The organism is Streptomyces sp. GC420 (assembly GCF_009916105.1).
In the GTDB taxonomy this organism is placed as follows: Bacteria; Actinomycetota; Actinomycetes; order Streptomycetales; family Streptomycetaceae; genus Streptomyces.
The window spans coordinates 1-11,806 of the sequence record NZ_JAAAXQ010000266.1; the positions used below are offsets into that span (position 1 = coordinate 1).

The 11,806-nt window shown below is 70.2% G+C and carries 8 protein-coding genes and 1 pseudogene; 5 read left to right on the forward strand and 4 right to left on the reverse strand.

Annotated elements, in window-relative coordinates; all coding sequences use genetic code 11:
* Nucleotides 1-68: 68 nt before the first annotated feature.
* The 4 genes from GUY61_RS26830 (at nt 69) to GUY61_RS26845 (ending at nt 4,389) form a co-directional block, all read left to right on the forward strand.
* Entirely contained in the window at nt 69-680 is a 612-nt protein-coding gene (locus tag GUY61_RS26830) for a DUF6114 domain-containing protein (RefSeq protein WP_166632826.1), read from the forward strand.
* Nucleotides 670-1,992: a hypothetical protein gene (locus GUY61_RS26835; RefSeq protein WP_166632833.1), complete on the forward strand. Its 1,323-nt coding sequence runs from the start codon at nt 670-672 to the stop codon at nt 1,990-1,992. Before GUY61_RS26830 ends, GUY61_RS26835 begins: the two co-directional genes overlap by 11 nt.
* A 305-nt stretch (nt 1,993-2,297) precedes the next feature.
* A complete protein-coding gene (locus tag GUY61_RS41630; RefSeq protein ID WP_166632827.1) occupies nt 2,298-3,707 on the forward strand; it encodes a polymorphic toxin-type HINT domain-containing protein in 1,410 nt (469 codons plus the stop codon).
* Nucleotides 3,708-3,717: 10 nt separating this feature from the next.
* Nucleotides 3,718-4,389, forward strand: a complete 672-nt coding sequence (locus GUY61_RS26845) for a hypothetical protein (RefSeq protein ID WP_166632828.1) — start codon at nt 3,718-3,720, stop codon at nt 4,387-4,389.
* A gap of 246 nt (nt 4,390-4,635) precedes the next feature.
* Here the strand turns inward: GUY61_RS26845 and pyk are convergent, their stop codons facing one another.
* The 3 genes from pyk to pta form a co-directional block, all read right to left on the reverse strand.
* Nucleotides 4,636-6,060 carry a pyruvate kinase gene (gene pyk / locus GUY61_RS26850; protein ID WP_166632829.1) on the reverse strand — a complete coding sequence of 475 codons (1,425 nt, stop codon included), beginning with the start codon at nt 6,058-6,060 and terminating at the stop codon, nt 4,636-4,638.
* 82 nt (nt 6,061-6,142) lie between these two features.
* Nucleotides 6,143-7,333, reverse strand: a complete 1,191-nt coding sequence (locus tag GUY61_RS26855) for an acetate kinase (protein ID WP_166632830.1) — start codon at nt 7,331-7,333, stop codon at nt 6,143-6,145.
* Nucleotides 7,334-7,377: 44 nt separating this feature from the next.
* Nucleotides 7,378-9,489, reverse strand: a complete 2,112-nt coding sequence (gene pta, locus GUY61_RS26860; protein WP_166632831.1) for a phosphate acetyltransferase — start codon at nt 9,487-9,489, stop codon at nt 7,378-7,380.
* Between the two features lie 219 nt (nt 9,490-9,708).
* On the opposite strand from pta, the gene GUY61_RS26865 reads away from it, so the two are divergent.
* On the forward strand, nt 9,709-10,734 hold the full coding sequence (locus GUY61_RS26865) for an ATP-dependent 6-phosphofructokinase (RefSeq protein ID WP_166632832.1): 1,026 nt from the start codon (nt 9,709-9,711) through the stop codon (nt 10,732-10,734).
* A 53-nt stretch (nt 10,735-10,787) separates the two neighbouring features.
* On the opposite strand, the pseudogene GUY61_RS40525 reads toward GUY61_RS26865, so the two are convergent.
* A pseudogene (locus tag GUY61_RS40525) lies at nt 10,788-11,806 on the reverse strand (hypothetical protein); the annotation flags it as partial.

Consider the following 11,806-nt stretch of genomic DNA (forward strand, 5'->3'; position numbering starts at 1 on the left):
TTCCACCCCCGCCCGCTTCACCCCTTCTCTTCTCCACTTGAATTGCCGGTTCCAGGGAGCTGTTTTCCATGAGCGCCGAGTCTCCGGTCACCCGCGGATTCCATTACTGGCGGCTGCGGTTCCGCGGCTGGCGGGGCACAAGGCCGTTCTGGGCGGGCTTGTTCACCATGCTGGGCGGCCTGCCCATCGCCTACCTTCCGTACGCCAACCTCAAGCTCGGCCACATGTCGATGACCGTGGCCACCACAGCGGGTTCGGGCTCGCTGATCATCGGCGTACTGCTGGTGACGCTGGGCCTGACCATGTGGTTCCACAGCATCGTGCGGGTCTTCGCCGGTGTCGCGGCGATCCTGCTCGGTCTGGTGTCGCTTCCGGTGTCCAACTTCGGAGGCTTCTTCATCGGGTTCCTGCTCGCGGTGGTCGGCGGCGGTCTGAGCATCGCCTGGGCGCCGGGCGTGCCCCCGGCCGCGGACACCGCGGAGCCGTTCGAGAAGACCCCGCAGGGCGACGCCCCCGAGGGCGACGGCCTGGGCGGACTCCCCTACGAGGACGGCTCGTACTCCTCGCACGGCGAGGACGCTCCGGAGGCCGCGCAGGGCGGCGAGCCGGACGACGCGAAGGCGTCCGTGGCGGCCGGTCCGACAGTCGACGTCAATGGCGGGAGGAACAGTGCCGGGTGACGAGACGCAGCTGACGGGTTCCGGCAGCGACGCGTCCCGCGTGAGCAGGGGACCGCGGCACGCCGCCCCCAGGAAGTCGCTGCTCACCAAGATCCAGATGCCGGCGGGCAAGGCGATGGCCCTGGCCGCGATGCCGACGGCCGTGTTCGTCACGCTCGGGCTCACCCCCAGACTCGCGCTCGCCGACGACCCGAAGGACATACCCTTCGCGCCCGGGCCCTGCGTGACCCAGTCCGACGAGCCGGAGAGGGAGGAGTCCGCGAGCCCCTCGGCCTCGCCCTCCGCCTCCGCGTCGGCCGAGCCCACGCCCGAGCCCAGCCCCTCCGCGGGCAGCGGCACGGACGGCGGCGCGTCGGAGCCGCAGCCCGGCGAGACGCCCTCGGCGGCCGGGACCACCGAGGCGGCGGGGCAGTCCGCCCCGAAGACCACCGAGCCCACCCCCACACCCAGTGCCTCGGCCTCCGAGACCACCAATCCGCTGGACCCGCTGGGCGTCGGTGACGCGCTGAAGGACCTGTTCGGCATCGAGGACGAGGAGACGGCGGAGCCCACGCCGACCCCCTCGGCCACGCAGACCGAGACGCCGGACACCGGCGGCCCCGACAGCGGGGACACCGGCGACTCCACGGACTCCGGCACGGGCTCGGGCTCCTCCGGATCCGACTCCGGTACGAAGGACGACGCCCCCTCGGACGAGACCGCCGACAAGATCAAGGAGGCGGCGGCCGAAGCGGGCGAGGACGTCGAGGAGCTCGACGACTCCGTCAAGGACACCGAGGAGAACCCGCTCGACGAGACGGGGACGAAGGACGCGGACGGCAAGGAGCCCTTCCCCTGCCCGACCGCCGACCCCAAGGCCCTGGCCGCCGCCGACCTCGAGGGCGGCCTGCCCGACCTCCCGGACGACCCCTGGATCCTGGAGAGCTCGATGCTCACCCTGCGCGGGCTCGACTACGAGGGCATCGTCGAGGTCAGGACCGGCAGCGGGAAGATCAAGAAGGCGCTGAAGTTCACCGCCGACTCGATCGACATCAAGGACCTGCACCAGCTGGTCGTCGGACCGGAGGGGAAGACCGCGCACGTGCAGGCGGACAAGGGGTCCACCTCCACCATCCGGGACGGCAAGGTGACCATGTACACGGAGGAGCTGAAGGGCAACCTCTTCGGTCTCATCCCGATCACCTTCAGTCCGGAGACCCCTCCGCCGCTGAACGTGCCCTTCGCCTTCTTCACCGACGTCAAGGTCACCCAGGCCGGCCAGTTCGGCGGCACGCTCACGGTGCCGGGCCTGCACAACTACTTCACGGGCTGACCCCGTACCGCAGGACCGTCCGGGAGCCGCAGACAGACCGTGGCCCGCCCCCTCAACGGCGAGGGAGCGGGCCACGGTCGGCGCGCAGCGCGGCGAGCGCGGCGGAGGACGATGCGGCCACCGCGCGCGATGTCGCGGACAAGGCCGACGCGGACGCCACCGATGCCGAGGCCGCGGCGACACGCGCCCAGGAAGCCGCGCAGGAGGCGCAGGACGCGGCCACGCGGGCCGAGGCGGACAAGGCGCGGGAGACCGTCGCCAACGGTGGGGCCACTGGCATCGGGGGTGTTTTCACCAAGCAGAAGGTGACCCCGCTCGGGGACCCCGAGGCGATGAACCCCTGTGAGCTGGACGGCACGGCCTGGGACAGTTGCGACGTCAAGTTCAAACTGAGGTACGACCTGAAGGTCGACTTCTACCTTTGCATGGGCTCCGGCGACGGCGAGGTGACGGCGGCGACCTGTCCCACCGAGAGCATCACCTGGCTGGGCAGTGAGACGTACAAGAACCAGACGGCGTACATGACGGAGACGTTCACCACCTGGGACGTCACCAAGATGGTGGACAAGGTCTTCCTGAGCCTGCTGTGGGACATGTTCGTGCAGGACTTCATCGACTGCGCGAAGGGCAGCGCCAGCGGGTGCGCATGGGCGGCCAGCAACTTCATCCCGGGGAAGAAGATCGCTGACGCCATCGACGGGATCAGGGCGCTGGACGCGGCCATGAAGACGGGGGTCGGTGTGGCCGATGCCCTCCGTGCCCTGAAGACCTTGGACGTCGACCCGCAGATCCTGGCCACCATCGAGCGTCAGGTGAACGTCTACGAGGATGTGGTCGCCGCCTGCCGGGTCAACAGTTTCCCCGGGGCCACGCGGGTGCTGATGGCCGACGGTTCCCGCAAGGCCATCAGTGAGATCCGGCAGGGCGAGCGGCTGCTGGCTGCCGACCCCGCCACCGGTGAGCACCGTCCCCGCCCGGTGACCCACACCTTCCGGCACGACGCCGACCGCCTCGTGGACGTCACCGTGGCGGGCGGATCCCTGGTGACCAGCACGGCGGGGCACCGGTTCTTCGTGGTCGGGCAGGGCTGGACGGTGGTTTCGGACCTTCGGGCAGGAGACCGGCTGCGTACACCGGACGGCTCCGTCCGGGCCGTGACCGCGCTGCGTGACCGGAAGGGACTCGCCCCGAGCGAGGTCTTCGACCTGACGGTCGGCGGGCTGCACACCTTCTTCGTGAGCACCCGCGGCGACAGGCCGCAGGACGTCCTGGTCCACAACTGCACGAACATCGTCGCCGACGAGGGCGTCGGGGGCGCACACACCCTGGGCGATCACGTCAACCCCGATGCCGCGACCATGTGGAATCAAGCTCAGCAGAAGGGGATCGCCACCGGATGGAACGATCAGGCCACTGCGATGCGGGCAGTGAATGCGGCGTTCGAGGAGTGGATCAAGCGGGGCTCCAACGTGAAGGTCCTGGACAACTGGATCAAGAAGCAGGAGGAAAGGGTACGCAAGGGCATCGGCTTCGACCCGCGGCACGACCTCAAGGAGTTGAGGTGGCAGCTCAGGAATGAAGGATCGCTGGGTACGAAGTGGGAGAAGAACGGACCCCGGGCCGGCACCCCGACGGGGAACCACGTGGTGATTCAGCTGAAGTACGTCAAGGGGCACCCGCAGAAGTACGTCGTCTACACCTCATACCCGGAGTAGGACACCGATCATGGTCAAGCCGCGTGACGAGTTCGATCAGGATTTCGGACTCAGTGGGCTCACCCAGAAGTTCCGGCCCTCCGCGGAGATCCGGTCCGAGGCCGACGCCCTCGATCTCGTCGAGGGGATGACGGACAGGTTCGAGAGCGTCGCGTACGCCCATCAGCTGCTGGAGGACGTCCAGCGGCTGGTGGGGTCCGCTCTGCCCGACGAGGTGATCCATACCTTGTGGCTGGCCGCGACGCGTGCGTACTTCGACCCTGCCGCCCACGGCCTCGACAGCCGGACCTGGCTGCGCCGGATCGCCGATGTGTGCGTCGCCCGGATCCGTCGCGGTGATCCCTCCTTCACACCCGCCGCCGCGGGGCCCGATCCCGACCAGGCGCTGACGCAGGCCGTCCTGGAGGAGATCCGGGGGTGTGCACCGGCACTCACGGAGGCCGCCGTGACCAGCGCCTACGCCGATCCGTTGCCGGACGTCGTGAGCGCGCTGGAAAGGGCTCTCCCCGAGGTCGGCGCCGACCTCGGGTTCAGGCTCTTCCTGCGGGCCATGCAGGCGTACTTCGTGCCGATCAGTGAGACGCGGCATGCCCGGTTCCTGCTGCTCGGCGAACGGCTCGGGTACCACGAGTTCGTCGTGGACGACGGCTGCCTCAACGTGTGGGACGACCTGGTCGACTGACGCGAGGGCGACGGCTGCGGCGTCCGGCCCTCCGGCGTGGGAAGCCGAGTCTCGGGTGAGCGGGATCTTCGACGACGTCGACCGGCTGGACCTCGGCGCGCACCTGGCACGCCGGAGCGCGGCGGACGTCCGGCGGATCGGCGGCCCGCGGGCGGATGACCGCCGGTGGGCGGAGAGGGCGGTGCCCCGGAGCGTGGGATCCGGGGCACCGCCCTCGTCGTGCGCGTCTTCGTCCGGGAGGGGGCGTCAGCCCTGCTCGCCCAGGTGGTGGACGCGGACCATGTTGGTGGTGCCGGGGACGCCGGGGGGCGAGCCGGCGGTGACGATCATCAGGTCGCCGTTGTCGTAGCGGCGCAGCTTGCGGACCTCGCCGTCCACGAGGTCGACCATGGCATCGGTGGACTCCACGAACGGGACGACGAAGGACTCGACGCCCCAGCTCAGCGAGAGCTGGTTGCGGGTGCCCTCGTCCGTGGTGAAGGCGAGGATCGGCTGCTGGGCGCGGTAGCGCGAGAGCCGCCTGGCGGTGTCGCCGGACTTGGTGAAGGCGACCAGTGCCTTGCCGCCGAGGAAGTCGGCGATCTCGCAGGCGGCGCGGGCGATGGAACCGCCCTGGGTACGCGGCTTCTTGCCGGGGACGAGGGGCTGGAGGCCCTTGGAGAGCAGCTCCTCCTCGGCGGCCTGGACGATCTTGGACATGGTCCTGACCGTCTCGATCGGGTAGGCGCCGACCGAGGACTCCGCGGAGAGCATGACCGCGTCGGCCCCGTCGAGGATGGCGTTGGCGACGTCGGAGGCCTCGGCGCGGGTCGGGCGGGAGTTGGTGATCATCGACTCCATCATCTGGGTCGCGACGATCACCGGCTTGGCGTTGCGGCGGCACAGCTCGATCAGCCGCTTCTGCACCATCGGCACCCGCTCCAGCGGGTACTCGACGGCCAGGTCGCCGCGGGCCACCATCACGCCGTCGAAGGCCATGACGACGGCGTCCATGTTGGCGACGGCCTGCGGCTTCTCCACCTTGGCGATGACGGGGACGCGGCGGCCCTCCTCGTCCATGACGCGGTGGACGTCCCTGACGTCGTCGGCGTCGCGCACGAAGGACAGGGCGACCAGGTCGCAGCCCATGCGCAGCGCGAACCGCAGGTCCTCGATGTCCTTCTCGGACAGTGCGGGGACGTTGACCGCCGCGCCGGGCAGGTTGATGCCCTTGTGGTCGGAGATCACACCACCCTCGATGACCACGGTCTTCACCCGGGTGCCGTCGACCTCGGTGACCCGCAGTTCGACGTTGCCGTCGTTGATGAGGATCTGGTCGCCGTGGGACACGTCGCCCGGCAGGCCCTTGTACGTCGTACCGCAGATGGACTTGTCGCCCGGGACGTCCTCGATGGTGATGGTGAACTCGTCCCCGCGGACGAGTTCGACGGGGCCCTCGGCGAAGGTCTCCAGGCGGATCTTCGGGCCCTGGAGGTCGGCGAGCACACCGACGGCACGGCCGGTGTCCTCCGAGGCCTTGCGGAGACGGTGGTACCGCTCCTCGTGCTCCGGGTGGGTGCCATGGCTCATGTTGAACCGGGCCACGTTCATACCCGCTTCGATCAGCGCTTTCAGCTGTTCGTAGGAGTCGACGGCTGGGCCGAGGGTGCAGACGATTTTGGAACGGCGCATGGGGCGGATCCTATCGGTTTGTTTCTCAGTGGAATATTCCGCCTGGTGGAAAGTACAAATGTGAGGGGGCGCGCTCAGGCGTTCACTTTTTCCCGACCAATGCGTAGGTCTGCGTGGCGATCTCCAATTCCTCGTCGGTCGGCACCACGGCCACCGCGACCCGGGCGCCGTCCGGCGAAATCAGTCGTGGGGACGAAGAACGCACCGCGTTCAGTTCCGGGTCCACCGACAGGCCGAGCGCCTCCGTCAGGCCCGCCACCGCGGCCTCCCGCACCGGCGCCGCGTTCTCGCCCACACCCGCCGTGAAGACGACCGCGTCCACCCGGCCCAGTACGGCGGTGTAGGCGCCGATGTACTTCCTCAGCCGGTGGACGTAGATCTCGAAGGCGAGCCGCGCCGCCGCGTCCCCCGCCTCCGTCCGCCGGATGATCTCGCGCATGTCATTGTCACCGCACAGGCCGAGCAGGCCGCTTCGCTTGTTCAGCAGGGTGTCGATCTCGTCGACCGACATTCCCGCCACCCGCGTCAGATGGAAGATCACCGCGGGGTCCAGGTCTCCGGACCGCGTACCCATCACCAGCCCCTCCAAGGGGGTCAGCCCCATCGACGTGTCGACGCAGCGGCCGCCCGCGACGGCGGACGCCGAGGCCCCGTTCCCCAGGTGCAGCACGATGACGTTGACCTCCCGCGGGTCCCGCCCGAGGAGCGCCGCCGCCCGCCGCGACACATAGGCGTGCGAGGTGCCGTGGAAGCCGTAGCGGCGCACTCGGTGCGCGTCGGCCGTCTCCACGTCGATCGCGTACCGGGCCGCGTGCTCCGGCATCGTGGTGTGGAAGGCGGTGTCGAAGACCGCTACCTGCGGCAGATCCGGCCGCATCGCCCGGGCGACCCTGATGCCCATGATGTTCGCCGGGTTGTGCAGCGGCGCCACCGGCACCAGCCGCTCGATCTCGGCGAGTACGTCGTCGTCGATCACCGTCGGTTCGGTGAACCGTATTCCGCCGTGCACCACCCGGTGGCCGACGGCCGCGAGTTCGTGGGAGTCCAGACCGAGACCGTCCTGTGCCAGCTCCTCGGAGACCGCCTTGAGCGCGGCCTCGTGATCGGCGATCGGCTCGGTGCGCACCCGCTCGCCGTGGACCAGGCGGGAGGACTGCTCACCGATCCGCTCCACCAGCCCCACGGCCAGGCGGGAGCCGTTCCGCATGTCGAGCAGCTGGTACTTCACCGAGGAGGAGCCGGAGTTGAGGACGAGGACGCGGGTCGCGGTCACTGCTGGAAGCCTTCTGACGACGGAGGGACGGGTCACGGGACGGATCACGGGGCGGGAGCCGCGGCCGGCGGCGCGGCCGCCGGGTCGGCGGTCTGGGCCTGGACCGCCGTGATGGCGACGGTATTGACGATGTCCTGCACCAGCGCGCCCCGGGACAGGTCGTTGACCGGCTTGCGCAGCCCCTGGAGCACCGGCCCGACCGCGATCGCGCCCGCCGAGCGCTGCACGGCCTTGTACGTGTTGTTGCCCGTGTTGAGGTCCGGGAAGATCAGCACCGTCGCCCGGCCCGCGACCTCCGACTCCGGCAGCTTCGTCGCCGCGACCGTGGGCTCCACCGCCGCGTCGTACTGGATCGGCCCCTCGATCAGCAGGTCGGGCCGCTGCGCCCGCACGATCTCCGTCGCGCGGCGGACCTTGTCGACGTCCGCTCCCGAGCCCGACGTACCCGTGGAGTAGGACAGCATGGCGATCCGCGGTTCCACGCCGAACTGCGCGGCGGTGGACGCGGACTGGACGGCGATGTCGGCGAGCTGCTCCGCGTTCGGGTCGGGGTTCACCGCGCAGTCGCCGTACACCAGGACCCGGTCGGCCAGGCACATGAAGAACACGGAGGAGACGATCGCCGCGCCCGGCGCGGTCTTGATGATCTCGAAGGCGGGGCGGATCGTCGCGGCCGTGGAGTGCGCCGCCCCCGACACCATGCCGTCGGCCAGCCCCTCCTGGACCATCAGCGTGCCGAAGTACGAGACGTCGGCGACGATGTCGTGGGCCAGCTCCACCGAGACGCCCTTGTGCGCCCGCAGACCGGCGTACCGCTCGGCGAACAGTTCCCGCAGCGGCGAGGTCTGCGGGTCGATGATCTGCGCGCCGGACAGGTCGATGCCCAGCTCGGCCGCCTTCTTGCGGATCGCCGGCTCCTCCCCGAGGAGGGTCAGGTCGCACACGTCGCGCCGCAGCAGGACGTCCGCCGCCCGCAGGACCCGCTCCTCGAATCCCTCCGGGAGCACGACCCGCCGGCGCGCCGAGCGGGAACGCTCGATCAGCTCGTGCTCGAACATCATCGGGGTGACCCGGCTGGATTTGGCGAGCGAGATGCGGTTCGTCAGCTCCGCCGTGTCCACGTGCCGTTCGAAGAGCCCCAGCGCCGTCTCCGCCTTGCGCGGGGCACCCGCCGTCAGCTTCCCCTCCAGCGCGAACAGTTCGGCGGCGGTCGGGAAGCTGTACCCGGGCACGGAGACGACCGGCGTCCCGGGCGCGAGCCGGGCGGCCAGCGCCATGATGTCCTCGCCCGGCCGCTCGTCGAGGGTGAGCACGATGCCGGCGATCGGCGGCGTGCCCGCGCTGTGCGCGGCCAGCGCGCCGATCACCAGGTCGGAGCGGTCGCCGGGGGTGATCACCAGGCAGCCGGGGGTCAGCGCCGCGAGGAAGGTCGGCAGCATCGCACCGCCGAACACGAAGTCCAGCGCGTCCCTGGCAAGGCCCGCGCCGTCGCCGAGGAGTACCTCGCCGCCCAGCGCGGTGGCGATCTGCTGCACCGTCGGCGCGGACAGGGAGGCGTCCTCGGGCAGCACGTAGCAGGGCACCGGGAGCCGGGCGGAGAGCCGTTCGGCGATCACCTCGCGGTCGGCGGGGGCCACCCGGTTCACGATCACCGCGACGACGTCGCAGCCCTCGGCGTCGTACGCCCGGTAGGCGTTGCGGGCCTCGGCGCGCACCGACTCGGCGGTCTGGCCCTGCCCGCCGACCACGGGGATGACGGAGGCGCCGAACTCGTTGGCGAGCCGGGCGTTGAGCGCCAGTTCCGCGGGAACGTTCGTGCCCGCGAAGTCGGTCCCCAGGACGAGGACGTACTCGTACTCCCCGGCGACCTCGTGGAAACGGTCCACCAGCCGGGACACCAGCTCGTCCGTGCCCTGCTCCGCCTGGAGCGCGGTGCCGTCCTCGTAGCTCATCCCGTGGACGGACTCCGGTGCCTGGGTGAGCCGGTAGCGGGAACGCAGCAGCTCGTAGAGCCTGTCGGGCCCGTCGCTGTGCATCAGCGGGCGGAACACCCCGACCTTGTCCACATGACGGGTGAGGAGTTCCATCACTCCCAGCTCGACGACCTGGCGGCCGTCACCCCGGTCGATCCCGGTCACGTACACGCTGCGCGTCACGCGTGCTCTCCGTTCCTCGGCGTCACCCAGTGACATCACCACTGGTCAGAAGGCCCGTTGTCTTCGGCTGGCCCTCTTGACACTACCCTTGAGGGTAGGTACGGCACGGCCGGCGGGGGGTGTGGTTTCCGTGCCGGGCGAACGGCGCCACGGACTTTGGCCCCGCGTGGAACAATCAGACTGGCTCGTGTACCGCTAGGGACCAGGAGATACAACACGATGCGCATCGGAGTACTCACCGCAGGCGGCGACTGCCCCGGCCTGAACGCAGTGATCCGGTCGGTCGTGCACCGGGCCGTGGCCGGACACAACGACGAGGTCATCGGGTTCGAGGACGGCTTCCGCGGTCTTCTCGACGGCCAGTACCGCAAGCTCGACCTGGAGGCCGTCAGCGGCATCCTCGCCCGGGGCGGGACCATCCTCGGCTCCTCCCGGCTGGAACGGGGCAGGCTCCTCGAGGCATGCGAGCAGGGCCGCGACATGGCCCGCCAGTTCGGCATCGACGTCCTCATCCCCATCGGCGGCGAAGGCACCCTCACCGCCTCCAGGATGCTCTCCGACGCCGGGCTGCCCGTCGTCGGCGTACCGAAGACCATCGACAACGACATCTCCGCCACCGACCGCACCTTCGGTTTCGACACCGCGGTGGGCGTCGCCACGGAGGCCATGGACCGCCTGAAGACCACCGCGGAGTCGCACCAGCGGGTCATGGTCGTCGAGGTGATGGGCCGCCACGCGGGCTGGATCGCCCTGGAGTCGGGCATGGCGGGCGGCGCCCACGGCATCTGCCTGCCCGAACGACCCTTCCAGATCGAGGCGTTGGTCGAGATGATCGAGGAACGCTTCGCCCGCGGAAAGAAGTTCGCCGTCGTCTGCGTGGCCGAGGGAGCGCGCCCCGCCGAGGGCACCATGCCCTACAAGAAGGGTGTCATCGACCAGTACGGCCACGAACGCTTCGCCGGTATCGGCAACATGCTCGCCGCGGAGCTCGAGCAGCGGCTCGGCAAGGAGGCCAAGCCGGTCATCCTGGGGCACGTCCAGCGCGGCGGCACGCCGACCGCCTACGACCGCGTACTCGCCACCCGTTTCGGCTGGCACGCCGTGGAGGCGGCCCACCGCGGGGAGTTCGGCATGATGACGGCGCTGCACGGGACCGACATCGAGATGGTGCCGCTGGCGGAGGCCGTCAGCGAGCTGAAGCGGGTGCCGGCGAGCCGGATGGACGAGGCCGAATCGGTCTTCTGACGCGCTGTTTCCGCATCGGTCGGTGAGAAGGCGGCCTTCGAACTCCACCGTTCCTAATCAGCGAGCAGGAGTGAGTCTTGGACCCAAGCCTGGTCACTGCGGACGCCCCGAACGGTTTTGGGTGTCCTGGTCGCCCGCGTTCGCTCCGCGTCCGGTGGCACGCATCGTGTGCGTGGTCCGGGGATGCGGGGGCGGGTTTCCTCATGCCCTCGGGTGCCGTGTCCGGCCTGGGCGTTCCGATGCCCGCGACGATCGCTCCGGTCGTCGCGGGGCGGTGCCGTCCGTCGCCGGATCGGGTGCCCGAGGGCGCGTCTTCCGATCGCCACGGCTGCCGCGTCGTGGCGGGTGGTCCTGCGGGTCCTGGTGGTTACGCCAGCGGCGCGGGCAGTTTGATCGACACCTCGCCGCCGGGGGTGACACGGATGGTTTCGTTGTCGAACCGCTTGCCGGACTCGCCGTCCGCAGCCAGAAACCTGCGCCCCGCCTCCCATCGAGTACGCCACTGGGTATCGGTGAGGTGGGCCTGCTCCAGGTGGTGCCGGGTGTTAGCAGTTGCTTCCCGCCGCGCACCACCCGCACCCGCCCGGCGTCACGCTCGGCCCGCACGGCTCTGAGCCGGTCTTCGAGCACCCGCAGGCGGCGGGACTTGGCATGCCACTCCCGCCGCGAGCGGTAGCCACCCGGCGCCCGCTTGCTGCCCTCCTCGCCCACCGGCCGGGACAGCCGGTGCCCGATAGCCTTGATTCCGGCCTCGACGCCGTGGATGTGGGCGAGTTGAGCCCTGCGGGCCAGCGCCCACTGATCGTTGGTGGTCTTCGTGATCGCCCCGGCCCAGCGCGACGACGACTCCGCGGTCAGGACACGCTTGCGCTCGGCCCACTGCCCACTGCCGTGCTCCGACCCGGCCGCGCACCGCGCCCTCGGATCACGGGAGGCGAGCGGACCCAGGTGATCGCCGACCAGGCGCAAAACCATCTGGTCCCCGGCGCTCAGGCCCTTGAGGCGAGTGCGGATCGCGACCCCCGAGGGGCCGGGCACCACGAACGGCGCCGCCACCTCACGCAACCCACCC